We start from the raw sequence: 25,156 nt of genomic DNA, 5'->3' as shown, positions 1-25,156 counted from the left end.
TCCATACGGCCCCGTCAGGTCACACGTCTCGTGAAGGAGCATGATCATGCCGATCGACTGGAACAAGAAATTCAAGCCGGAATACGAGGCGGCGCGTGCCGTCATCGCGCAGAACGGCAATTTCGCGCCTGACTGGCGGCCGCTGGTCAAGGAACTGGAACTGTTGATGTCGCCCGCCGGTTTCGACGCCGCCAAGGAAAACGCGCTGGGCAAGCTGCGCGTCAAGGTCACGGCAGGTACGGGCACGACCAAGGTGACCGAGGATCGCGGCATCCTGCAAGGCGCCGGTGCCTGGGTGGAGGGAGCGGCTGGCACGCTGACGGCGGAAGCGAAGAAGCGCGCCGCCTGCCTGAAACTGCTGCGCCATGTCTACCTGCAGAACAAGGCGGGTAACCGCAAGGTATGGGTGGTGTCGCTGCCGACCGCGATCACCGACTGGCCCAGTCTCCATATCGCCGCCAGCGGCGGCACAGTGGGCGCCGTCAAGACGATCCTCGCCAGCGACAACGAAATATTCAGCGAGGAGCAGAAGCGCCATCTCGGCACCAGCGTGCAACAGGCGCTGGCGTGGTGCCAGAAGGCTGGCATCGTGCTGGCCCAGGCGGCGTCGAAGAGCAAGGACAAGGCCACCACCGACGCGCGCGCGGTGGTATCGCGCTGGTTTGCCGAAACAGGGCTGGCCGATGCGACCCTGTCAACCTACATCACCGACCTCGGTGCCGGCTTCAAGAAGATCATCGCCATGCTCAACAAGGGTAATCTGGTGCTGACGGACTGGGTACCGTTCCGCGGCACCACCGATGCCGACGAGGCGGAGTTCCTGGCCGCGGAGGCGTTCACGTTCGCCAGCAATGGCGAGGGGATGGACGTGGTGTATATCGAGAGCCAGTTCTTCACCTGGGCGCCAGGCGACGTGCTGACCGGCCAGGCCAACTGGACCCGCATCGTCGTGCACGAGCTGTCGCACCTCGTGTGCGGCACCGCCGACGTGAACAAGGGCGCGCCCCGCTATGCCTCCTATGGCATCGGACCGCATGCCGGCTACCCGGGCAGCGACTGCATCCGCAACGCGGACAACTGGGCCTTTTTTGCCGCCGACTGCGGCGGCGCGTTGACCGCCGCCGAACGCAATACCGCGCTGACCATCAAATGAATGGACGACCGCATCGGCTGGCGCCCCTGCTGCTGTCGCTTGCCGCTGGCGGGTGCGCAGCCGACATGTCGCCAGTCCCGTCAACCATCGAGGAGAACACTGCCATGAGCGAACCACCGAGCGCCAGCCGCAAGGCGCCACCTCACGTCGATCCCGTCGTCCACGCCGGGGTCCGCTACGAACAGGACATGCGGAGCGGGCAGCACGGCGGCGACCAGCCCGGCGGCTACCTGGTCGCTGTCGATCCCGCCAGCGGCGAGCGGCTGTGGATGCTGAAGGTGTACGAGGTGCCGACGCAGGCCGACGCACCGTTCCAGCCGGGGCGCTACTTCCGCAGCATGAAGCTGGCCGCCGATGGCACGCACCTGGAGATCGAGAACGAGGCCGGGGGGCGGTACCTGGTCGATCTGACGGCGCGCAGGGCCGAATGGGTATCTGGACCGGATGCGCGGCGGCCAGCGAAATCCCGGTAGCGCCAACGGTGGTCCGCCCAACCATGCATGACAGCCAAAAGGAGAACACGATGCATTGCGATATCTGCAAGGAATGGCCCACCTGGGCAGTGCTGTGCGATTGCGACGAGGCGAAGTGCCCTTGGAAGCTCGACCTTGCGCTGCCGATTCCGCCGCTGCCGAAATCCCTGCGGGACGCCCCCGTGCAGGCGGTGATCGTGCCACCCCCCAGGATCAAATCGCCGAAACCGGTGACCCCGCACCTGCAGGCAGGGATCACTCAGGCGATCGCGCCAGTGCATTCCTACGCCTCGATGGTTGGTGCCCATCCTCAGCCGGCAAGCGCCACGGTCAAGCCTGTCGGCTTGCCGGTAACGTTTGCCGTTGAGCCCAAGCTGCTCGATCTGAACAGCCTGCCGTCAGCCCCCAACCATCTGAACGGCACGGTCGCAGGCGACTTCGATTCGATCATGCAAGCTGTGCGCCGGATGAATTGGAGTGGTCAGTCGGGACCGACCGTGTGGGTCGGTACACCCTTGAAATGGAGTGATCGCTCCTGCCGGAATTTGTACCTGGCCGTCAAGCAGGTCCTGCATGACCAACCGATTCGCGTCGGCCTGCAGAGCGTGCTGTACCTGTATGTCGGCAAGATCGGCAACTGGGGCAAGTCCGGTTTTCGTATCTCCGGGCATAGCAAGAACGAGGCGGCTCTGCTCGCAGGCAAAAATGTAGACACGCATGGCGTGCTGCATGTCGACAAATGAATAATTAGTAGCGAGGGGAGGATATCGAGCATGCCAAACCAAGTCTCCATGGGCGCCATGATGACCTGCACGATGGGCGCCGCCCCATCGTCGCTGGTCGTCCTGCCCAAGAACAAGGTGCTGTGCGAGGGGCCGCCCGCGGCCAACATCATGGACCATGTGCCGATGGTGAACATCCTGCCGTTCGGCGTCTGCATGTCGCCGGCCAATCCCGTCGTGGCGGCGGCCACCGCCGCGGCCATGGGCGTGCTGACGCCCATGCCCTGCATTCCGGCGACCGCCGCGCCATGGGTACCGGGCGCGCCCACGGTGCTGCTGGCGAACATGCCGACCCTGGACAACGTGTCGAAGTGCATGTGCAACTGGGGCGGCGTGATCCAGTTCAGCACGTCCGGCACCGTCAAGACCCAGGTGCCCTGAGCCATGCCGATCATGCAGCCCACCCAAGCCAACCGCCCCGTCACCGTCACCTCGCCCCTCGGCGCGGACGTGCTGCTGTTTCGCCGCATGCAGTGCAGCGAGGCGCTGGGCCGGCTGTTCGAGTTCCGCCTGCAACTGGCCTCCACCCGCGCCGATATCGCCACCGCGGACCTGCTGGGCCAGCCGCTGACGGTCGCCCTGGACCTGGAGGATGGCGGCCAGCGCTACTTCCACGGCATCGTCACCCGCTTCGCCTGCATGGGCCACCGCGACGGCATGCCGGCCTGGGAGGCGCTCGTACACCCGGCCTTGTGGCTGCTGACGCGCTCGTCGAATTGCCGCATCTTCCAGGACAAAACGGTGCTGGAGATCGTCAAGGCGGTATGCGGCGACAGCGCCTATGGTGGGCTGGTCAGGATCGACGCCGGCAAGCTGGCGGCGACGCCGGCCAAGCGCGACTTCTGCGTGCAGTACCGCGAGTCCGATTTCGACTTCGTCAGCCGGCTGATGGAAGAGGAGGGCATCTATTACTACTTCCGGCACGAGGCGGCTTCCCACACGATGGTGCTGGCGGACGGCTACGGCGCCCACGCCAGCGCCGCCGGCTATGCCACGCTGCCATTCTGGGACGAGCAGGAGGGCCGCCGCGCCCCCGCGAAGTCGGTCACGCGCATGTGGCCGGCCGGCGCCGTCCAAGCGGCCGAGTATGTCCTCAACGACTACGATTTCGAGCAGCCCGCCGCCATCCGCAACGCCGGCCTGCTGGTGAAGTCTGTCATCGCCGCGCCGTTCATCGCCCAGCGCTTCCGCCAGTACGACTATCCGGGCCGTTACAAGGCTGCCGGCGCGGGCGAGAGCCGGGCCCGGGCGCGGATGGAGGCGCTGCATGGCCAGGGCGAGCAGGTCGACGCCAGCACAACCGCGCGTGGCCTGGCCGCCGGGGGGCTGTTCAAGCTGGCCGAGCACCCGCGCGCGGACCAGAACCGCGAGTTCCTCGTCACGGCGACGTCGACCGAATTTGCCACGTCGGCCTATGGCAGCGGCGGCGCGCAGGGGGCCTTCGAATTCCAGTGCGCGTTTCAGGCCGTGGGCAAGGAGCACAGCTACCGGCCGCCCCGCATCGCGGCCCGGCCCTGCGTGCACGGCCCGCAGACGGCCATCGTGGTCGGCAAGGCCGGCGAGGAGACCTGGACCGACCAGCATGGCCGCATCAAGGTGCAGTTCCACTGGGAGCGCGAGCGGCACGACGACGAGACCAGCTCGTGCTGGGTGCGCGTGCAGCAAGGCTGGGCGGGCAAGGGCTGGGGCATGCTGTTCCTGCCCCGCATCGGCATGGAGGTGGTGGTCAGTTTCCTCGAGGGCGATCCGGACCAGCCGCTGGTGACGGGCTGCGTCTACAACGCCGACACCGTCGTGCCCTACGACCTGCCGGCCAACCAGACCCGTTCCACCATCAAGACCAACAGCTCGAAGGGCGGAGGCGGCTACAACGAGCTGCGCTTCGAGGACAAGAAGGGTGCCGAGGAAGTGTACCTGCAGGCGGAGAAGGACTTCAACCGCGTGGTGAAGAACAACGACACGCTGAAAGTCGGTTTCGAGAAGCAGGACAAGGGTGACCAGACCATCGCCATCTGCCACGACCAGAGCCTCGACGTGGGCCACGACCGCAGCGTCCACGTCGTCAACGACGAATCCGTCAAGGTCGATGCCAATCAGAAGATCGAAGTCGGCAAGGACCGTGCCACCCAAGTGGGCAAGGACGACACCGTCAAGGTGGACGGCCAGCAGAAGGTCGACGTGGGCCAGACCATCGTCATCGAGGCCGGCACGTCGATCGAGCTGAAGGTGGGCGCCAGCAGCGTCAAGATCGAGCCGGCCAAGATCACCTTGAAGTCGGCGCAGATCGCCGTCGAGGCGGACGGCGTCGTCTCGATCAAGGCGGGCGGCATGCTGACCGCCGAGGGTGCCCTCGTGAAAATCAACTGAGCGCGGAGGATTCGTGAGCCGATTCGATCATTCGCACTGCCAACGCGCCGCGCGCGGCGCGCATCGGAGCTGCCATGCCGATCTCGCTTGACGTCCAGGCCTATCGCGGTGTGGCGCCGGCGGCACCGCTGGGACACCGCTTCGACCGCGCCGGCGGCGTGCTGGGACGGGGGACCGGCAGCGACCTGGTGCTGAGCGACCCGACCAAGTACATTTCGCGCGCCCACGCCCGCGTCGAGTTCCGCGACGGCGGCTGGTTCCTGTTCGACCTGGGCGGCAATCCCAGCTTCGTCAACGGCCAGCTGTTGGGGGATGCCGGCCCGGCCCGGCTGCAGGGCGGCGAGCGCATCGACATCGGCGACTACACGCTGGTGGCCACGCTGGAGCCGGACAATGAGCCCGCGCCCGCACCCATGCCCGTGCCCGCACCGCCCCCCATGGCGGTCGCGCCAGCCGTGCCACTGTACGACGAGGCACCCGACGCGCTGGCGGCGGCCGCCATCGTCGACGTGAGCGGACCGTTCGACGGCGTCTTCGATCCGGCGCTCGATCCGCTTGGACTGAATCTGGCGCCTGCGGGCGTGCCAGTGCCCGGCCCGGCCTACCGTGGCGCCGAATCCGATCATGCGCCGCCTGAGCAGGCGATGCTGATGATGCCGCCGCCGGTGGCGGTGGCGGTGCCGGCGCCGCTGATTCCCGACGATTATGACCCCCTCGCGGACGCGCTGCCGTCACGCGCGGCCGTACCCGTGGCACCCGCCCTGGCCACGCCCGCGCAACCCGAACCGCAACCGATGGCGAGCGCCCCTGCGGAGGATGCCAAGGCAGCGCCGGCCGCCGATGACTGCAGGGTCTTGCAGGCCCTGCTGCGCGGCCTGGGCGTGCCGGACCTGCACAGCCGGCATGAGCCGGAAGCGCTGGCCGAGCTGATTGGGGCAATGCTGCGCGAAGCCACGGCCGGGACCATCGGCGTGCTGATGGCGCGCAGCTTGACCAAGCGCGGCAGCCGGGTCGAGATGACGATGATCGCCCCGGAAGCCAACAATCCGCTGAAGTTCTTCCCCGATGCGACGACGGCGCTGACGCACATGCTGCAAGGACCGCTGCCAGGCTACCTGCCGCCGGAGCGGGCGTTCGCCGGCGCCTTTGTCGACCTGCGCGCGCACGAACTGGCCGTGATGGCGGGCACCCGCGCCGCGCTGGCGGGGGTGCTGCGCCGCTTCGATCCGGCCGCGATCGAAGAGCGCCTGCACGAGCCGGGCCTCTTGGCCAAGGTGTTCGCGGGCGGCCACAAGACGCGCCTGTGGGACCGCATGGTGCAGGTGTACGACCAGCTGGCGCTGGAGGCGGACGAGGATTTCCAGCGCCTGTTCGGCGCGGCGTTCGCACAAGCGTATGAAGAGCAGGTACGGCGGCTGCGCGATGCCGGCTGCTGACTGTCAACCCAACAATCAATGTAACCATGGCGGGACGAGATGAGCTGGAACCGTAAAGTGATCTGGTCGGAGGGCATGCTGCTGCAGCCGCAGCACCTGCAGCAGCACGACCGTTACCTGCACAGCGTGCTCGAGGCGCGCGTGGCGGGCGTGCGCGCGTACTCCTGGGGCTTCACGTCGCTCGTCATCGACGAGGCATTGCTGGCGCAGGGCCAGCTCGCCTTGCTGTCGTGCCGCGCCGTGCTGCCGGATGGAACCACGCTGGTGCTGCCGCAGGACGACGCCTTGCCGGCGCCGCTGCCGATCCCCGAGGATGCGCGCGACATGCTGGTGGTGCTGGCGCTGCCGGTGCGCCGGCCCGGCATCGCCGAAACCTGCGATGCGCCCGGGCCGGAGAATTTCGCCCGCTACCGCACCGTCGAGCACGAAGCGCTGGACAGCAACGGCCTGGACAACGCCGCGCTGATGCAGGTGGGCAGCCTGCGCCTGCGCCTGGCGCTGGCGCGCGACGTCGCCAATGGCTGCACCGCGCTGGGCGTGGCGCGCGTGATCGAGCGGCGGCCCGACCAGCGCGTGGTGCTGGACGCGGCGTACTGCCCGCCGTGCCTGGACTTCCGCGCCGCGCCGCGGCTGGGAGCGTTCGCCGACGAGCTGGTCGGCCTGCTGGGGCAGCGTGCCCAGGCGCTGGCCAGCCGGCTGAGCCAGCCGGGGGTGGGCGGCGCGGCCGAAATCGCGGACTTCCTGATGCTGCAGCTGCTCAATCGCAGCCTGCCGCTGTTCGCCCACCTCGCCGGCATGACGGGCGCGCATCCGGAAACGCTGTACGCCGAACTGGCCCGGCTGGCCGGCGAACTGGCCACGTTCTGCAAGCCGGACAAGCTGGCCACCGGCTACCCCGTCTACCGGCACGACCGCCTGGCCGAGTCATTCCAGCCGCTGATGGAGGACGTGCGCGCGGCGCTGTCGCAGGTGATCGACCCCCATGCGGTAGCGCTCAAACTGGAGGAGCGCCAGTTTGGCCTGCGCGTGGCGGTGGTGCCCGACCCCGAATTGCTGCGCACGGCCACCTTCGTGTTGGCCGTCAATGCGCAGGTGCCGCCGGAGGCGGTGCGCAGCGGCTTTCCCGCCATGGTCAAGATCGGCTCGGTGGAAAAGATCCGCGACCTCGTCAACCTGCAATTGCCCGGGATCGCGCTGCGCGCGCTGCCGGTCGCGCCGCGCCAGCTGCCGTTCCATGCCGGCTTTACGTACTTCGAGCTGGATCGCAACAGCGACTACTGGCGCCCGCTGCTGACGTCGGCCGGGTTTGCCCTGCACGTGCCGAACGAATACCCGGGCCTGCAGATGGAATTCTGGGCGATCCGCAAGTAGCGCCTGCCACATGAGAAGGACGATACCGTGAACGCGAACGACTCCGACCAGCCCTTGCAGGACACGGACCGGACCATGCTGGTGCCGCGCCCGGGCCTACACCCGGCGCCCTCGCTGCTGCCGCGCGAGCCGGCCACGGCGCCCGTCGCGGCGCCGGTGGCGGCCCCGCCGGCGGCGTCGCCTGTGCAACCGGTGCCGCTGCACGGCGCCGGCTTGAACCCGCTTGTCCAGGCGGCCAATCCGCTGCTGGACCTGGTGCCGCCGCTGCGGCGCATGGCCACCCATCCGGACGTGGAAGGCCTGCGTATCGGCCTGGTGCAGGCGGTGCGCACCTTCGAAGCGGCGGCGCGTGCTGCCCAGGTCGATCCAGAACTGATCGCGGCGGCACGCTATGCGCTGTGCACCTTGCTGGACGAGACCATCGCATCGACGCCCTGGGGCGGCGGCGCCTGGCCCAGCCGCAGCCTGCTGGTGACGTTCCATAACGAGGCGTTCGGCGGCGAGAAGTTCTTCCTGATCCTGCAAAAGCTGAGCCAGAATCCCCAGGCGGCGCTGCCGGCCCTGGAACTGATGTACGTCTGCCTGGCGCTGGGTTTCGAAGGGCGCTATCGCGTGCTGGAGAACGGACGCAGCCAGCTCGATGCCCTGCGCGAGCGGCTGCTGCAGATGATCGAGCGCCAGCGCGGGCCGGCCGGACCGGAATTATCCGTGCACTGGCAGGGGCAGGGCGGTGCCGGCGAGCCGCTGTGGCGCGCGGTGCCGGTCTGGATCGTCGCGGCCGGCGCCGCCGTCCTGTTGCTGGTCCTGCAGCTGGCGCTGTCGTGGCGGCTGGGGCAGGCGTCCGACCCCGTCTTCGCCAGCCTGCTGTCGCTGAAGACGGCCGCGCCGCCCGCGGCCGCACCTGCGCCGGCACGCGCGCCGGCACGGTCGGCGCACCTGGTCACGTTCCTCGCGCCGGAGATCGCGCAGGGACTGGTGAGCGTCGCGGAACGGGACGGCCGCACCACCATCACGCTGCGCGGCGATGGCGTGTTCGCGTCCGGCAGCGGCGAGGTGGCGCCGGCCTACCTGCCGCTGCTGGACCGGATCGGCGCGGCCCTGGCCACGGTGCCCGGCAGGGTGGCGGTGGTGGGCCATACGGACAACGTGCGCCCGGGCCTGTCGGCGCGCTTCCCGTCCAACTACGAGCTGTCGCGCACCCGCGCCGAGACGGTGCGCGCGCTGCTGGCGCGGCGCGCGGGCCCGCCGGCACGGTATGACGTGGAAGGCCATGGCGAAGCCGAGCCGCTGGTGCCGAACGATACGGCGGCCAACCGGGCACGCAACCGCCGCGTGGAAATCATGGTCGCCACGCCGGCGGCCTGACGGGGGCAAGGATGAAAAAGCTGTTTCGCTGGCTGATCAAGCCACCTGTGCTGGCGCTGCTGGGCGTGTTGTTGCTCGCGCTGGTGATCTGGTTCGAGGCACCGCTGGTGTCGTTCGACGGCCATGCGCCGTTCGCGCCCGAACGGGTGCGCTGGTACTGGATCGCCGCGCTGCTGATACTGTGGGCGCTCTGGTTCGGCGGCAAGCTGCTGGTCGTCAAGCTGGCCAACCTGCGCCTGCTGGAAAGCCTCGCTGCGCAGCAGAAGGCGGCGCCGGACCAGCCGAAGCCGGAAGTGGCGGCCGAGCTGGCCCAGCTCAACCAGAGAATGCGCGAGGCGCTGGCCGTGCTGCGCAAGTCGCGCACGGGCGGACGGGGCGGCTTGTACCAGCTGCCGTGGTACATGATCATCGGCGCCCCGGGCACGGGCAAGACCACGGCGCTGACGCGCTCCGGACTGAAGTTCCCGCTGGCCGGCAGCATGGGCCCGGGCGCGATCGGCGGCATCGGCGGCACGCGCAACTGCGAGTGGTGGTTTACCGACGAAGCCGTGCTGCTGGACACGGCCGGCCGCTACACCACGCAGGACAGCGACGCGCCAGCCGACCACGCCGCCTGGACCGGCTTCCTGCAGCTGCTGCGGCGTCATCGCCGGCGGCGTCCAATCAACGGCGTGATCCTGGCGCTGTCGCTGACGGACGTGCTGCGCCGCGACGAGGCCGGCCGCGCCGCACACGTCGCGGCGCTGCGGGCCCGCCTGAAGGAGCTGCACGAGCAACTGGGCCTGCGCTTTCCCGTCTACGTGCTGGTCACGAAGTGCGACCTGCTGGCCGGCTTCGTCGAATTCTTCGATCACCTGAGCCGGGAAGAGCGCGGCCAGGTGTGGGGCATGACGTTCCCGGCCGACGGCTCCCTGGCCGCCTTCCCGGCCGAATTCGACCTGCTCGAGCAGCGCCTGCAGGGGCGGGTACTGGCGCGCATGCAGCAGGAGCGCGATCCGGAGCGGCGCGCGCTGGTCTACCGTTTCCCCCAGCAGTTCGCCGCCATGCGCGAGGCCCTGGGGACGATGCTGAACGAGGTCTTCGAACCCAACCGCTACGAGCAGCAGGCGCTGTTGCGCGGGGTGTACTTCAGCAGCGGCACGCAGGAGGGCACGCCGCTGGACCGCGTGATGAGCGCGCTGGCGGCGTCGTTCGGCGTCGGCTACCAGGCGCTGGCGCCGCACGGCGCGGCCGGCGCGGCCCAGCCGGAAGGGCGCAGCTATTTCCTGACGCGGGTGCTGCGCGACGTGATGTTCCCGGAGGCGCAGCTGGCCGGCGTCAACCGCGCCGTGGAGCGCCGGCGCCAGTGGTTGCAATGGGGCGGCCTGGGCGCGGCGGCGCTGCTCTTCCTGCTGACGGCCGCCGCCATGGTGCGCAGCTACCTGCGCAACGACGTGTATGTGCGCGAGATGGCGAGCCGCGGCGCCGACCTGGCCCGGCGTGTCGCGGCCGGCGGGCCGGCGCTGCCGGTACTGGATGCGGCGCGCACGCTGCCCGGCGGTTACGCCGAGCGCGAGCAATCGCCGCCGTGGTCGATGCGCTTCGGCCTGTACCAGGGCGACAAGCTGGGCGAAGCGGCCCGCATCGCCTACCGTCGGCTGCTGCAGGAAATGCTGCTGCCGCGCGTGCAGCAAAGAATGGAAGAGCGCCTGCGGCGCGGCAACGCGGGCGATATGGACGCGCTGTACGAAACGCTGCGCGTCTACCTGATGCTGGGCGATCCCGGCCACTTCGACTCGGCCTCGATCGCGGGCTGGCTGGCCTGGGACAACCCACGGGCCCAGGCCGACCTGGGCGAGCCGGGCCTGCGTGCGCTGTCCGCGCACCAGGAAGCGTTGCTTGAAACGCTGCGCGAAGGCCAGATGCTGCCGCAACTGGACCAGGACCTGGTCGGCGCGAGCCGCCTGGCGCTGGCGCAGATGTCGCTTGAGCAGCGCGTCTACGCCAGCCTGAAGCGCCGCGTGATGGCCAGCGGACTGCCGGAATTTTCCGCCGTCAGCGCGGGTGGCCCGGCGGCGGCATCCGTGCTGACGCGGCGCAGCGGCGCACCGCTGACGCGCGGCATCAACGGCATGTTCACGCTGGCGGGCCATGCCCGCTTCGTGGAGGCCAGCCAGGCCGCGCTGGCCAACGTAGCGGCGGAACGCTGGGTGCTGGCGCGGCAGGAGGCCGCCACCGGCGATGAAGCCGGCATGCGCCAGGCCATGCTGCAGCAGTATTACGACGACTACATCAAGGCGTGGGACGCGTTGCTGGCGGACGTGACGGTGCGGCCGTTCGACACGCTGGAGCAGGGCGCGCGCATGGCCAACTTGCTGGGTGGCGCCGACTCGCCGCTGCGCAAGCTCCTGATGGCCGCGAGCCGCGAGACCACGCTGACGGCTGCCGCCAAGCCGGCCGCCGCGGGCGCCGGGGCCGGCGTCGCGGCCAAGCTGGGCGACTACACCAAGCGCCTGCAAGGCTTGCTGGGCAACGAAGCGCCGGCGGCAGCCGCGCCGGCGGAGCATCCTGTCGACGCGCACTTCGCGGCCCTGCACCAGCTCACGGCCGGCACACCGCCACCACTGGATGCGGCGCTGCAGACACTGAAGGACGTGGCCGTCTACCTGGACGCGGCGGCCGCGGCCAAGCGCAGCGGCACGCCGCCACCGCCGGCCGATGCGCTGGCGCGGGTGCGGCTGGAAGCGGACGGCAAGCCCGAGCCGCTGGCGGCGGTGCTGAAAACGATCGACAGCGGCGGCGCCGGCCTGGCCTCCGGCGGCGAGCGCGAACGCTTGAACACACTCTGGCGAGCCGGCCCCGCCACGTTCTGTCGGCAGGCCGTCGCGGGCCGCTACCCGATCGTGCGCAGTGCCACTGCCGACATTCCGGCCGAAGACTTCGGCAAGTTGTTCGCCCCTGGCGGCCTGATCGACGATTTCTTCCAGAAGAACCTGGCGCAATACGTGGACATGGGCGGCAGCCAGTGGCGCTGGCGGCCCACGGCCAGCAACGGCAGCCTCGGCATTTCGCAAGCAGCACTGGACGAATTCCAGCGCGCAGCCCGCATCCGCGACGCCTGGTTCGGTGCCGGCGGCCGGCTGGCGTCGCTGCGCTTCACACTGCGGCCGCTGTCGCTCGATCCGGCGCTCAGCAAGCTGACGCTGGACATCGACGGCCAGCCGCTGGTCGTCGCGCCAGGCGCGTTGGCGGCTGGCACGTTTCAGCTGCCCAGCGGGAAGGGCAGTGGGCAGGTGCAGTTGGAGACGGTGCCGGCCGGGTCGCACGGCGCGCTGCGGAGGGAGGGGCCGTGGGCTTGGCTGCGGATGCTGGATGCGGCTACTGTCGAGCAGACCGGGCAGAGCGAGCGGTACAAGGTGACGTTCGATGTGGATGGGCGGAAGGCGGCGTTCGAGATGACTGCCAGCAGTGTGGTCAATCCGTTCCGGCGTGGGGTGTTGGAGCAGTTTCGGTGTGTGGATAGTTTATGACCATGTATGGCGCGACACGTGCCGGCTCCGATTGGCTGTCCTGCGCACGAGTCATGCGAAAGAATATTCGTATCTGGATCTTGGTGAAGGTCCTTTTTTGCGTTCGAAAACAGGAGAGATAACATGTTCTGGAGTGATCTGAAAAGCCTTCACGGCAATACGACAATGAATATCCACCTCATGGGAGAGCTTAGCAACCCGCAAAACATGAAGAGTGCTCATCGCGGCGCGCAAGAGTTTATCGCGATCACCAATGGAAACAATGTCGATATTTACTCGAAAAAGGAAGCCACGGGTGGTGGCGCGCGCCACCAGCAGACGGTCTATTGGCTTCCATGGTCGGGAGCTCCAGGGAAGGGGCAAATCACCGAGGCCACGTGGGAGAGTATAAACAAAACGGGTTGCGACTATTTTCTTACTTCCGAATTCACTGGCTGTCGCTTTGTCGTGGATGACATAGGTGTAAGCCACGTCGCTTATGGTGCAGGAAACGCGGTTGCAGGGCCAACCAATTCAGGGCAGCGCGACAGTGCTGAAGGTGATTCGCGGTTAGCCAGGAGCGGTCGCAGGAAGATGTCTGTCAGTGCAGGGCCAGGAACCGCCCTTAATTACGATATCAACGGTTACGCAATCGTCTTCGGCTACAGGGATGCTAGTACGAGATGGGCTTTCCGCGTATATCGGGTCGATGGACTTGGCGCCAGGACATGGTCTAAATTCTAGAGTACGAGTCGCTAACCCAACTGCTGTGCGCACACTGGGCTCCCGCGAGGACACGAAGAGTCAGCAGTGGGTCCTGGTACCGGGAACTCCTCCAGTACAACGGACAATGGTGTTACTTGCAATGTTCTGCCACCGCCAGGGCATTGCGGCGCGCCTCGTCCGCCCGCTGCGCGTCGCCCAGCACCTCCCGCTCCCCCTTGTCGTTATAGCGCACGATCCGGCCGCCACCCTCCAGCGCCCGCTGGTTCTGCCGCGCGTTTTCGCAACTGGCGGCCCGCTGCGCTCGCGACTTGGCCTCGTCCGCCGCACGCCCGGCCTGCTCGGCTGCGGCGGCGCGCCGCTGTTCATAGGCGGCGTTGCGCTCGGCCAGCGTCGGAGCTGCCTTAACAGCAGGCGCAGCCTTGGCCGGCGCCTCCGGCTGCCGCAACTGCTCGCGCAAATCCGGCATCTGCCCGCGCGGCGCCTTGAAGATACGCGCGGCAGGCACGGAGGGCGGCGGCGGCTGGTCCGAATAGACGGGCCGGCCTTGCGCATCCCTCCAGGCCCACTGGGCGTGCGCGAGAGTGGTGCTGACGAGCAGCGCAGCGGCCAGCGCCGCACGGGCAAGAGGCATCATGACAGTGTTTCCATGCAGAATCATCAGACGATTTCACCCTGAAAGCACGCCAAAGTCAATCGAACACGCAAAAAATGTCGCCAATTTTGCCGCCTTGCAAGGACGGCACGCGTGAACTTCTGTATAATTCACTTTTGCGCCGATAGGAAATGTACTATGCGTTTTACTCCAAAAAGCACTCACGTTCGATGACGTGCTCCTCGTTCCAGCATACTCGAACGTTCTGCCTGCCAACACGTCCCTCCGCACCAAGCTGACCCGCAATATCTCGCTGAACATCCCGCTGCTGTCCGCGGCGATGGACACGGTCACCGAAGCGCGTCTCGCCATCGCCATGGCGCAAGAGGGTGGCATCGGCATCATCCACAAGAACCTGCGTCCAGCCGACCAGGCGCGCGAAGTGGCCAAGGTCAAGCGTTTCGAAGCGGGCGTGCTGCGCGACCCGATCACGATCCCGCCGGACATGAAGATCCGCGACGTGATCAAGCTGACGGAACAGTACGGCATCAGCGGCTTCCCGGTCGTCGAAGGCAAGGAAGTGGTCGGCATCATCACCAACCGCGACCTGCGTTTCGAACAGGAACTGGACGCGGAAGTGCGCGCCAAGATGACGCCGCGCGAGAAGCTGGTCACGGTCAAGGAAGACGCGGACACGACCGAAGCCAAGCGCCTGATGAACAAGCACCGCCTGGAGCGCGTGATCGTCGTCAACGACGCGTTCGAGCTGCGCGGCCTGATCACGGTCAAGGACATCCAGAAGTCGACGGAACACCCGAATGCCTCCAAGGACCAGCATGGCAAGCTGCTGGTCGGCGCGGCGGTCGGCGTGGGCGCCAAGGATGAAGAGCGCATCGAGCTGCTGGTGCAGGCCGGCGTGGACGTGCTGGTGGTGGACACGGCGCACGGCCACTCCCAGGGCATTCTGGACCGCGTGAAATACATCAAGACGAAATACCCGCATGTGGACGTCATCGGCGGCAACATCGCCACGGCGGCCGCCGCGAAAGCGCTGGTGGAGTACGGCGCGGACGCGGTGAAAGTCGGCATCGGCCCCGGCTCGATCTGCACCACCCGCATCGTCGCCGGCGTCGGCGTGCCCCAGATCACCGCCATCTCGAACGTGGCGCAAGCGCTGGAAGGCACGGGCGTGCCCTGCATCGCGGACGGCGGCATCCGCTTCTCGGGCGACATCTCGAAAGCCCTGGCGGCCGGCGCGTCGACCGTCATGATGGGTTCGATGTTCGCGGGCACCGAAGAAGCCCCGGGCGAAGTGATCCTGTACCAGGGCCGTTCGTACAAGTCCTACCGCGGCATGGGCTCGCTGGGCGCGATGGCGGAAGGCTCGGCCGACCGCTACTTCCAGGAAGCCTCGGCCAAGGCCGACAAGTTCGTGCCGGAAGGGATCGAAGGCCGCGTCGCCTATAAAGGCTCGGTACTGGCGATCATCTTCCAGCTGGTCGGCGGCGTGCGCCAGTCGATGGGCTACTGCGGCTGCGCCACGATCGACGAGCTGCGCGAAAAGGCGGAATTCGTCGAGATCACGTCGGCCGGCATGCGCGAGTCGCACGTGCACGACGTGCAGATCACCAAGGAAGCGCCGAACTACCGTTCGGAATAACGCCCTTCGCAACGCCGGCTCGCGCCGGCGTTGTTCTATTTGTTCCCGGTTTCCTCAGCATATACACATCAATGCACTCTAAAATCCTCATCCTCGATTTCGGTTCCCAGGTAACCCAGCTGATCGCGCGCCGCGTGCGCGATGCCGGCGTGTTCTCGGAAGTCTATCCGTACGACGTCTCCGACGAGTTCATCCGCAACTACGGCGCCGCCGGCGTGATCCTGTCCGGCAGCCACAATTCCACCCTGGAAGGCGACTCGCCACGCGCGCCGCAGGCCGTGTTCGAGCTGGGCGTGCCCGTGCTGGGCATCTGCTACGGCATGCAGACGATGGCGGCCCAGCTGGGTGGCAAGGTCGAGAACGGCAAGGTGCGCGAATTCGGCTACGCCGAAGTCCGCGCGCGCGGCCATACGGCGCTGCTGAACGGCATCAACGACTTCGTCACGCACGAAGGCCATGGCATGCTGAAAGTATGGATGAGCCACGGCGACAAGGTGCTGGACATGCCGCCGGGCTTCAAGCTGATGGCGTCGACGGAAAGCTGCCCGATCGCCGGCATGGCCGACGAAGAGCGCAAGTTCTACGCCGTGCAGTGGCACCCCGAAGTGACGCACACGGTGCAGGGCAAGGCCATGCTGGGCCGCTTCGTGCACGAGATCTGCGGCTGCAAGTCCGACTGGAACATGCCGGACTACATCAGCGAAGCGGTCGAGAAGATCCGCGCGCAAGTGGGTACGGACGAAGTGATCCTGGGCCTGTCCGGCGGCGTCGATTCGTCGGTGGCGGCGGCGCTGATCCACCGCGCCATCGGCGACCAGCTGACCTGCGTCTTCGTCGATCATGGCCTGCTGCGCCTGAACGAGGGCGAGATGGTGATGGACATGTTCGCCAAGAACCTGGGCGTGAAGGTCATCCGCGTGGACGCGACCGACCAGTTCATGGGCAAGCTGGCGGGCGTGTCGGACCCGGAGCAGAAGCGCAAGATCATCGGCGCCGAGTTCGTCGAGGTGTTCAATGCCGAGTCTAGCAAGCTGACCAACGCCAAATGGCTGGCGCAGGGCACGATCTACCCGGACGTGATCGAATCGGCCGGCAAGGGCAAGAAGGGCCAGACGATCAAGAGCCACCACAACGTGGGCGGCCTGCCGGAGCACATGAAGCTGCAGCTGCTGGAGCCGCTGCGCGAGCTGTTCAAGGACGAAGTGCGCAAGCTGGGCGTCGCGCTGGGCCTGCCGTACGAGATGGTCTACCGCCACCCGTTCCCGGGCCCGGGCCTGGGCGTACGCATCCTGGGCGAAGTGAAGAAGGAATACGCCGACCTGCTGCGCCGCGCCGATGCGATCTTCATCGAGGAGCTGCGCAATACGCCGTACGAAGCCGCTATCGTGCCTGGCTTCGACCAGGATGCCGCGCCGCGCAACTGGTACGAGGCGACGTCGCAGGCGTTTGCCGTGTTCCTGCCGGTGAAGTCCGTTGGGGTGATGGGCGATGGCCGGACCTACGACTACGTCGTTGCGCTGCGCGCTGTGCAGACGCAGGACTTCATGACGGCGCATTGGGCGCATTTGCCGCATGAGTTGCTCGGTAAGGTGTCGAACCGGATTATCAACGAGGTTCGTGGGTTGAATCGCGTTGTTTATGATATTTCTGGGAAGCCGCCGGCGACGATTGAGTGGGAGTGACAACTACTTTTTAGTTCAAATCGTAGTATAAATTTCCAGGTGGCCCTATAGTTCAGGGCCCCTTTTTTTGTGTTGTAGCATCTGTGCTGCTGGTAGATAAAATGTGCTTTAGTGGGCGATATGATCGCGGAATATTCGGGTAGCGAAAAGCTGATGTATCCTTGAAACCAGAAACGTTGAGGATCTTATGCGAATTGTTGCAAAGCAGGCGGTGGTCGAGAAGGGCGATGGTTTCAAAAATGATCTCTTCGGGAGGGAGTCGTTTGGGCGTTCTCTGCTAAGTATAATTCGTAATAGTAGCGAAGCTTTGGTGATATCGATTGATGCGCGATGGGGGGAGGGGAAGACTACCTTTGTCAAAATGTGGCAGGACGCGCTAGCTCAAGAGGGTTTGCCTAGTATATACATTGATGCGTTCCAGAATGACTACGTGGACGATGCGTTTCTCGTGTTGGCGAGTAATATAACTTCGTATGCGAAGGCGCATTCGGATGGGGCTGGTGAGACGGAGTTCAGGGCCCGAGCAACACAAGTTTTCGTCAAGTTGCTATCTTGGTCAGGCAAAGTTGCGGTCAAATCCCTAACACTCGGAGCTATCGGACGATCGGAGCTCGATACGCTTGATGAGATAAAAGATGATATTGTAGATCCTATTGCGGATACGACAGAAAGATTAATTGCAGATAAGCTGGGGTCTGCACGGCAGGACGCCGAGCTTGCCGATGACTTTAAAAAATCGTTGTCGGTGCTTCCTGCGAAGTTGAAAGGCAATGAAGGCGGTCGCTTGGTAGTTATCATCGATGAGCTCGATAGATGCAAGCCTACTTTTGCGATTGATCTTCTGGAACGCGTAAAGCATCTTTTTTCTGTACCGAACGTGGTATTTGTCTTGGTCATGAACAAGATTCAGCTAGAAGACGCAATGAAATCGGTGTATGGCTCGAATTTGGATTCAAGAACCTATTTGCAGAAGTTCATCACTGTAGAGTCGATACTGCCAAAGAAGTGCGGTGGTTCAATGCGTTCATGTGACCTTAAAATTTATGCAGAGCGGCTTTACGAACTGCACGAACTAGAAACCTGGGACGACAAAGATCTAATTCTCACTGCTACTACCGTTTTCGCTAGAGTGTTTGATCTATCACTACGTCAGTTGGAGCGCGTATTCACGAATATAACACTCATATACCTCTGTCATAATAAACATTCTTATAGGCTCCCTGGTTTTATTTGTTTTCTGAGTGTTCTGAAGGTTGTTGATAATGAGCTATATCAGAAGGTGGCTGATGGAACATTATCGTACGGTCCGCTGGCGGATGAGTTACAAAATCGCTGGCCAAAATTCTGCTCGCAGGCCGAGCCCGATGCAGGTTCGTTAACGCGGCTTATGAATTCGGTTCTGTTCTGCATTGCTTCAGATGCTGAAATCGCTGCACTGTCACCACAGCACGTCGTGCATAGTTTTGGTAGTGATATTTGGCGGTTTAGTGCGGGGCGTGCGGACCTGAGGGGGTACTTCTGTTCCCAGTTAAATTTGTTTTCACCGCAAGAATGAGTATGCCGGTTGGGACCTGCGTAAGGCCCCTGACTTATCGAATCAATCTCTGCCCCGAAGCAAGGTCGATAACAGCGCCGTGCGACACACGTCGGTGCCGCCCCATACCTGCTTCCCAGGGCCACTCAGGACCTTAGCTGGCAACGTCGAATAGCAGTAGAAGCGGAACTGCCGCGCACTATCGGCATCCGCGAACTGTTCGCTCAGGATGGCGTTCCGAGGCAGTCATCGACAGGCAGACAATACGCTTGAAGTCAGCATGGCCTGACCTTGGTCGCGTGCCCTGGCGCGGCGCTGGCCGCGCCACATTAGCCGCTCTCAGCGCCAGCGTCACCTCATCGCGCACCACGGCATTGAGCAGGAACAGCATCGAGACGCCGGGCGAATGCGCTGCCCAGCGATCCAACAAATTGGCCACCGCATACACATGGCAGACAATTCGTGACCAGATTCGGATCTCCGCTAGCGTAAACTGGACCGATAAGCCGCCGCGGATTCCCGTCGCGGCAGTTCATCAAGAGAGGCCGTATGGGAAACTTCACGAAGCTGGACGAATCGCGTGTCCAGGAATTCATCCGCTGGTCGCAGGCCAGCGCAAAATATTTACTCTGGCAGGACGGCGACACTACACCGCCTACGGTGAAGGTCAATCGTGTCGCCTGGCAGTTGTTGAAAACAACGATACGCGGCGATTCCGCCCACCGCTACGACAACGATTACGATGCGGCGGCTGCCGAACACTATATGTACATACGCTTCCTCGCCGGGCAAACGGGCGACCCGACCTGTCACGCCGCGCCGACGCTGTACGGCCTCAAAAAGGCGATCGATCAACTGCTGGGACGCCTCCAGGCCGGCCAGGCGCAGGGCGGCCATCCGGTGCTGCCGTCGAACCCCTATATCGTCGCGTGGGGCCAGAAGGGCGTGGTGGACGGGTTGGCCGACTACAAATCCTTGTCCAAGGGTGCCGACTACCAGATCGGCGGGGCGGTGCGGGCGCTGGCGGGCTTCGTCTTGCCAGCCAGCGTGTCGGACAGGATTGCGGATTACGCTATCAAGAGCGGCAGCACGCTGCCCGCCTATATGAAATAGCGCTGTCGTTCGGCTCGCGTACTCCACCACAGCGCCGAGCGTTCTGTGCGTCGCGCCAGGCGAGCCGGCCATGCCTCTGCTAGAGGGATCACAACCTCCCAATGAACAGCAGCTCGCGTGTGCGTGCCAACGTCGACAGCAACGCCGCGCGGTAACCCTGGTCGCTGTCCATCCAGGCCTGCTCCGCCAGCTCCTCGGGTCCGCCCGGCTCCTTGCCGCGCAAGCCGGTGTAGCAATAAAACCTGAGCTGCAGCGCACCCTCGGCATCCTCGAAAAGCTCATTGACGATGACACCTTCACGCGGCCCGCCGGCCTGGAAGAACGACACTTTCTCCAGCGGATCGAAGCTGATGATCTCGCGGATCTCGTTCCCGCCGATAGTGGCTTCGCGCACTATATGCGTCGCGCTTTCCTCCACGACGTCGCAGCGGGTGCACAAGCCGGGTGGCAGGAACAGCCGTGCGTCGCGTGCCTTCAGTACCAGGCCTTGCCAAGCCTGGGCGCGCGTCAACGGAACTTCACCGGCAGGATTGACCGGAACGGTCGCTGTCGAATAGATCATGATGGGTCTCCAAAAGCGGATTGGGTCAGGCGGCAACGGCTTGGGCGACGAACTGGCGGTAGGTGCGCAGCGGTCGTCCCAGCAGCGCAATCAGGCGCGCGGCATCCTCCGGCCCGGCAACCATCCCATCGCTAATGAAGCGCTCGCTCATCAGCCGCATGTCGTACGCCATCCACCCCGGCATGAACTGCCGCAGGTTTTGCTCGAAAGCCGCGGTATCGTCGCCACCGTAGGCGATCGGCCGCCGCAGCGTCTCCGCCCAGATGGCGGCAACATCGTCACCGGTCAGCGTCTCCGGACCGACCAGATCGATACGCGACAGCGGCAAGTCGCTGCCGGCGCCGTCGCGCCGAATCAGCTCGATCGCCGCGATCTCGCCGATATCGCGCGCATCGATCATGGCCAGGCCCTGGGCGCCGATCGGCATCGGATATACGCCATAGGAAGTGATCGCGTCCTTGACCGTCAAGTCGTTGTCCATGAAGTAGGCCGGGCGCAGGATCGTGGCCGAGAAGCCCATCTGCTCGATCATCCGTTCGACCGCGAACTTGCCGGCGAAGTGGGGCACGTTGACGTAGCGGTCGCTGTGGAGCACGGACAGGTAGACGACGCGTTGGACGCCCGCCTGCCGCGCCACGTTCAGCGTGATCAGCGCCTGCGTGACTTCGTCGGGCACGACCGCATTGAGCAGGAACAGCGTCGAGACGCCTTCGAAGGCGCGGCGCAGCGAATCAACGTCGAGCATGTCGCCCTGGACGACTTCCACGCCGGCCGGCAGGTTGGCGCTGGCGGGATTGCGGACGAGGGCGCGGACGGTGGCGCCGCGCTGGACGAGTTGTGCGACGACGTTGCGGCCGACGTTGCCCGTGGCACCGGTAACGAGAATGGTCATGATGGTTGCTCCTGGTCGATTGAAAAGTGTCGGTTGACGCTTTGCATGGTAGGCGTCCCACGATCGCACCGATAGACGGTAGAATTGGACACTCCGTCTCGCTGGTGATACACATGGACCTGCTCGCGCTTGCCGACTTCAACCTCGTCGCCCGTCACGGCGGCTTCGGCCGTGCCGCGCGCGCCAGCGGTCGCCCGAAGGCCACGCTGTCGCGCCGCGTGCTGGAACTGGAGGCCAGCCTGGGCGTGCGGCTGCTGGAGCGCGGGGCGCGTTCGCTGAAGCTGACGCAGGAAGGGCAGGCGTTTCATGCGCGCATGGCGCCGCTGCTGCTGGAGATCGACGAGACGGTGGCAGCGCTGACGTCCGGCGCAAGCACGGTCAGCGGCCGGTTGCGCATCAGCGCGCCGCTGCTGTTCGCGCAGATGGCGCTGGGCAAGCTGGCCGCCAGTTTCGCGCTGGCCTACCCCGAGGTGCGGCTGGAAATCACCACCGAGGACCGGGCCGTGGACATGGTCGAGGAGGGCTACGACCTGGCCATCCGCGTCAATCCTGACCCGGACGCAACGCTGGTCGGGCGCATATTCCTGCGTGACCGGCTTGTCGTCGTGGCCCACCCTGCCGTTGCGCGACCAGGGGCGGGCGAGCCCGCTGCCGCCGTCGTGCGCGCGGCTGTCGAAGGGCCAGTCTCCTGGCGGCTGACGGGCGGCGCCAGCATCGCCATCGAGCCCAGGCTGCGCCTGTCGTCGCTCGTGATGGTGCGCGACGCGGCGCTGGCTGGCGTCGGCGCCGCGTGCCTGCCCGCGTCGCTGGTCAGCCATGATGTGACGGCTGGCCGGCTGGCCCAGTGGGGCGACCTCGACGCGCCGGAGATCGCCATCTGGGCGTTGTATCCGTCACGCCGGCTGCTGAGCCCGCGCGTGTCGGCGTTCCTCGCGCATCTGAAGACGGCTTTTCCGAACGGGACGCCGGACGAGCTGGCTGCCTACCTGGCACCCGCGGCAAACCGCTGAACCCGCACCACCAACTTGCGTATAATCCCGGTTTCGCCATCGCCCGACTCCAACAGCCCAAGCCCTGCCACGGCAGGGCTTGATGCTTTCAAGGGCCGCGCCGGCAGCACCTCACACATCAGTTTTCTGGAATCCACATGGAAATCAAGGTCAATTTTCTCGACAAGCTCCGCCTCGAAGCGAAGTTCGACGACTTCACGGTCATCGCCGACCAGCCCATCCGCTACAAGGGCGACGGCTCGGCGCCCGGTCCGTTCGACTACTTCCTGGCCTCGTCGGCCTTGTGCGCGGCCTATTTCGTCAAGCTGTATTGCGACACGCGCAATATCCCGACCGAGAACATCCGCCTGTCGCAGAACAATATCGTCGATCCGGAAAACCGCTACCAGCAGACCTTCAAGATCCAGGTCGAGCTGCCGGCCGACATCTCCGACAAGGACCGCCAGGGCATCCTGCGCTCGATCGACCGCTGCACGGTGAAGAAGGTGGTGCAGCAGGGACCGGAATTCGTCATCGAGGAAGTGGAAAACCTGGACGCGGATGCGCAGGCGCTGCTGACCCTGCAGCCGAATGCCGATACGGCCACCTACATCCCTGGCAAGGACCTGCCGCTGGAGCAGACCATCGCCAATATGTCGGCCCTGCTGGCGGGCCTGGGCATCAAGATCGAGATCGCCTCGTGGCGCAATATCGTGCCGAACGTGTGGTCGCTGCACATCCGCGATGCCCATTCGCCGATGTGCTTCACCAACGGCAAGGGCGCGACCAAGGAAAGCGCGCTGGCCTCGGCCCTGGGCGAATACATCGAGCGCTTGAGCGCCAATCACTTCTATGCCGGCGCTTATTGGGGCGAGGAGTTCGCCAATGCGGAGTTCGTGCATTACCCGAACGAGCGCTGGTTCAAGCCGCGCCGCAAGGATGCGGTGCCGGAGGAGATCCTCGATGAATACTGCCTGGAGATCTACGACCCGGACGGCGAGCTGCGCGCCTCCCACCTGATCGACACCAACTCCGGCAATGTGGCGCGCGGCATCTGCGCGCTGCCGTTCGTGCGCCAGTCCGATGGCGCCACCGTCTACTTCCCATCGAACCTGGTCGAGAACCTGTACGCCAGTAACGGCATGAGTGCCGGTAACACGCTGGCCGAGGCGCAGGTGCAGTGCCTGTCCGAGATCTTCGAGCGCGCGGTGAAACGCGAGATCATCGAGGGCGAGCTGGCGCTGCCGGACGTGCCGGCCGACGTGCTGGCGAAATACCCGCGCATCCTGGCCGGCATCCAGGCGCTGGAAGAGCAGGGCTTCCCGGTGCTGGTCAAGGACGCATCGCTGGGCGGCGAGTACCCGGTGATGTGCGTGACCTTGATGAACCCGCGCACCGGCGGCGTGTTCGCGTCGTTCGGCGCGCATCCGAGCTTCGAGGTGGCGCTGGAGCGCAGCCTGACGGAACTGCTGCAGGGCCGCAGTTTCGAAGGCCTGAACGACCTGCCGCCGCCGACGTTTGCCAGCGCGGCGGTCACGGAGCCGTACAACTTCGTCGAGCACTTCATCGATTCCAGCGGCATCGTGTCGTGGCGCTTCTTCAGTGCCAAGGCCGACTACGATTTCGTCGAGTGGGACTTCACCTGCGCAGGCGAGAACGCCAACGCCGAGGAAGCGGCGCGGTTGCTCGGGCTGCTGGCCGACGCCGGCAAGGAAGTGTATATCGCCGAATACAAGGAGCTGGGCGCCGTGGCCTGCCGCATCCTGGTGCCCGGTTATTCCGAGATCTACCCGGTCGAGGACCTGGTGTGGGACAACACGAACAAGTCCTTGCTGTTCCGCGAGGACATCATGAACCTGCACAAGCTGGACGACAAGCAGCTGGAAGCGCTGCTGGACCGGCTGGAAAACAACGAGCTGGACGAGTACTCCGACATCGCCACCCTGATCGGCATCGAGTTCGACGAGAACACGGAATGGGGCCAGCTGACGGTGCTGGAATTGCGTCTCCTGATCAACCTGGTGCTGCAGCGTTTCGAGGACGCGCACGACCTGGTCGGCGCCTTCCTGCAGTACAACGACAATACGGTCGAACGCCGCTTGTTCTACCAGGCCCTGAACGTGGTGCTGGAAGTGACGCTGGACGACGACCTGGAGCTGGACGACTATGTGACCAACTTCCGCCGCATGTTCGGCGACGCGCGCGTGGATGCGGCGCTGGGCTCGGTGGACGGCAGCGTGCGCTTCCACGGCTTGAGCCCGACCGGCATGGACCTGGCGGGCCTGGACCGCCACCAGCGCCTGCTGGACAGCTACCGCAAGCTGCACAAGGCCCGCGCCGCCGCCGCTGCAAAATAACGAGGAGACAGCATGACCATCTTCACCAAACCGGTGTTCGACGCCACCGTCATCTACGACGGCAACGAACTGTTCAAGGGCCGCGGCGCGGCCGGCATGTGGGCCGAGAAGCTGGCGGCCGAACTGGAGAGTCCCGTCACCGTCGAGAAGATCGGCACCGGCTGGGCGCTGGTCGGCACGGTCGACGGCGCCGAAGTACGCTGGGGTATCATCGGCCAGCGCCTCGCGCGCCTCGAGCCGTCGGCCTGAGCCCTGTAGCATGGGCCTGGTTTATTCCACCGACAGCGGCCGCATGTGTCCGGCGTGCCGCCAGAGCGTCGCTTCCTGCGCCTGCAAGGCCGCATCCGCGCCGCTGGGCGACGGCAATGTGCGCGTGGCGCGCCAGACCAAAGGGCGGGGCGGCAAGTGCGTCACCGTCGTCAAGGGCCTGGCGCTGGACGCCGCCGCGCTGGCCGCGCTGGGCAAGCAGTTGCGCGCCGCCTGCGGTTCGGGCGGCACCGTCAAGGACGGCGTGATCGAGGTGTAGGGCGACCACTGCGACCTGATCATGGACGTGTTGACCAAGCAGGGCCACCGGCCGAAGCGCGCCGGCGGCTGACCTCAACCGAAAAGGA

At 65.6% G+C, this 25,156-nt stretch carries 20 protein-coding genes and 1 pseudogene; 18 read left to right on the top strand and 3 right to left on the bottom strand.

Features of this window, described 5'->3' with window-relative positions:
• Positions 1-46 precede the first annotated feature (46 nt).
• From E7V67_015145 to E7V67_015100, 10 genes are all read left to right on the top strand, one after another.
• Positions 47-1,153, top strand: a complete 1,107-nt coding sequence (locus E7V67_015145; GenBank protein ID WUR11055.1) for a M35 family metallo-endopeptidase — start codon at positions 47-49, stop codon at positions 1,151-1,153.
• A 104-nt stretch (positions 1,154-1,257) separates the two neighbouring features.
• The gene (locus E7V67_015140; GenBank protein WUR11054.1) at positions 1,258-1,626 is read left to right on the top strand and encodes a hypothetical protein; all 369 of its coding nucleotides are present in this window, start codon (positions 1,258-1,260) and stop codon (positions 1,624-1,626) included.
• On the top strand, positions 1,581-2,369 hold the full coding sequence (locus E7V67_015135) for a hypothetical protein (protein WUR11053.1): 789 nt from the start codon (positions 1,581-1,583) through the stop codon (positions 2,367-2,369). Before E7V67_015140 ends, E7V67_015135 begins: the two co-directional genes overlap by 46 nt.
• A 30-nt stretch (positions 2,370-2,399) precedes the next feature.
• Complete coding sequence (locus tag E7V67_015130) at positions 2,400-2,789, top strand: DUF4280 domain-containing protein (protein ID WUR11052.1); 390 nt, start codon at positions 2,400-2,402, stop codon at positions 2,787-2,789.
• A gap of 3 nt (positions 2,790-2,792) precedes the next feature.
• On the top strand, positions 2,793-4,775 hold the full coding sequence (locus E7V67_015125) for a type VI secretion system tip protein VgrG (protein WUR11051.1): 1,983 nt from the start codon (positions 2,793-2,795) through the stop codon (positions 4,773-4,775).
• A 74-nt stretch (positions 4,776-4,849) separates the two neighbouring features.
• Positions 4,850-6,211 carry a type VI secretion system-associated FHA domain protein TagH gene (gene tagH / locus E7V67_015120; GenBank protein ID WUR11050.1) on the top strand — a complete coding sequence of 454 codons (1,362 nt, stop codon included), beginning with the start codon at positions 4,850-4,852 and terminating at the stop codon, positions 6,209-6,211.
• 39 nt (positions 6,212-6,250) lie between these two features.
• On the top strand, positions 6,251-7,582 hold the full coding sequence (gene tssK / locus E7V67_015115; GenBank protein WUR11049.1) for a type VI secretion system baseplate subunit TssK: 1,332 nt from the start codon (positions 6,251-6,253) through the stop codon (positions 7,580-7,582).
• Positions 7,583-7,609: 27 nt separating this feature from the next.
• Positions 7,610-8,947, top strand: coding sequence for a type VI secretion system protein TssL, long form (gene tssL / locus E7V67_015110; protein ID WUR11048.1), 1,338 nt, complete (start codon positions 7,610-7,612; stop codon positions 8,945-8,947).
• An 11-nt stretch (positions 8,948-8,958) separates the two neighbouring features.
• The gene (gene tssM / locus E7V67_015105) at positions 8,959-12,456 is read left to right on the top strand and encodes a type VI secretion system membrane subunit TssM (GenBank protein ID WUR11047.1); all 3,498 of its coding nucleotides are present in this window, start codon (positions 8,959-8,961) and stop codon (positions 12,454-12,456) included.
• Positions 12,457-12,579: 123 nt separating this feature from the next.
• Positions 12,580-13,179, top strand: a complete 600-nt coding sequence (locus tag E7V67_015100; GenBank protein WUR11046.1) for a hypothetical protein — start codon at positions 12,580-12,582, stop codon at positions 13,177-13,179.
• A 112-nt stretch (positions 13,180-13,291) separates the two neighbouring features.
• Here the strand turns inward: E7V67_015100 and E7V67_015095 are convergent, their stop codons facing one another.
• Positions 13,292-13,795: a DUF4124 domain-containing protein gene (locus E7V67_015095; GenBank protein ID WUR11045.1), complete on the bottom strand. Its 504-nt coding sequence runs from the start codon at positions 13,793-13,795 to the stop codon at positions 13,292-13,294.
• 142 nt (positions 13,796-13,937) lie between these two features.
• Between E7V67_015095 and guaB the strand changes: the two genes are divergently transcribed.
• The 4 genes from guaB (at position 13,938) to E7V67_015075 (ending at position 19,742) form a co-directional block, all read left to right on the top strand.
• Positions 13,938-15,413, top strand: a complete 1,476-nt coding sequence (gene guaB, locus E7V67_015090; GenBank protein WUR16289.1) for an IMP dehydrogenase — start codon at positions 13,938-13,940, stop codon at positions 15,411-15,413.
• 71 nt (positions 15,414-15,484) lie between these two features.
• On the top strand, positions 15,485-17,095 hold the full coding sequence (gene guaA, locus E7V67_015085) for a glutamine-hydrolyzing GMP synthase (protein WUR11044.1): 1,611 nt from the start codon (positions 15,485-15,487) through the stop codon (positions 17,093-17,095).
• A gap of 187 nt (positions 17,096-17,282) precedes the next feature.
• Positions 17,283-18,650, top strand: a complete 1,368-nt coding sequence (locus E7V67_015080; protein ID WUR11043.1) for a P-loop NTPase fold protein — start codon at positions 17,283-17,285, stop codon at positions 18,648-18,650.
• Positions 18,651-19,178: 528 nt separating this feature from the next.
• Complete coding sequence (locus E7V67_015075; protein ID WUR11042.1) at positions 19,179-19,742, top strand: hypothetical protein; 564 nt, start codon at positions 19,179-19,181, stop codon at positions 19,740-19,742.
• A gap of 88 nt (positions 19,743-19,830) precedes the next feature.
• Here E7V67_015075 and E7V67_015070 read toward each other — a convergent pair whose 3' ends face one another.
• Together E7V67_015070 and E7V67_015065 are read right to left on the bottom strand one after the other, a co-directional pair.
• Entirely contained in the window at positions 19,831-20,304 is a 474-nt protein-coding gene (locus E7V67_015070; GenBank protein WUR11041.1) for an AtaL-like protein, read from the bottom strand.
• A gap of 25 nt (positions 20,305-20,329) precedes the next feature.
• Positions 20,330-21,196: an NmrA/HSCARG family protein gene (locus E7V67_015065; protein ID WUR11040.1), complete on the bottom strand. Its 867-nt coding sequence runs from the start codon at positions 21,194-21,196 to the stop codon at positions 20,330-20,332.
• A gap of 113 nt (positions 21,197-21,309) precedes the next feature.
• Between E7V67_015065 and E7V67_015060 the strand changes: the two genes are divergently transcribed.
• The 4 genes and pseudogenes from E7V67_015060 to E7V67_015045 all read left to right on the top strand — a co-directional run bounded on the left by E7V67_015060 (position 21,310) and on the right by E7V67_015045 (position 25,140).
• Positions 21,310-22,206, top strand: a complete 897-nt coding sequence (locus tag E7V67_015060) for a LysR family transcriptional regulator (protein WUR11039.1) — start codon at positions 21,310-21,312, stop codon at positions 22,204-22,206.
• Positions 22,207-22,343: 137 nt separating this feature from the next.
• Complete coding sequence (locus tag E7V67_015055) at positions 22,344-24,542, top strand: OsmC domain/YcaO domain-containing protein (protein ID WUR11038.1); 2,199 nt, start codon at positions 22,344-22,346, stop codon at positions 24,540-24,542.
• A gap of 12 nt (positions 24,543-24,554) precedes the next feature.
• The gene (locus tag E7V67_015050; protein WUR11037.1) at positions 24,555-24,791 is read left to right on the top strand and encodes a hypothetical protein; all 237 of its coding nucleotides are present in this window, start codon (positions 24,555-24,557) and stop codon (positions 24,789-24,791) included.
• A 10-nt stretch (positions 24,792-24,801) separates the two neighbouring features.
• Positions 24,802-25,140, top strand: a pseudogene (locus E7V67_015045) (translation initiation factor Sui1).
• Positions 25,141-25,156 lie beyond the last annotated feature (16 nt).

This window comes from [Empedobacter] haloabium (assembly GCA_008011715.2).
Classification (GTDB): domain Bacteria; phylum Pseudomonadota; class Gammaproteobacteria; order Burkholderiales; family Burkholderiaceae_D; genus Rugamonas; species Rugamonas haloabia.
This window is presented reverse-complemented; position numbering and strand designations above follow the sequence as displayed.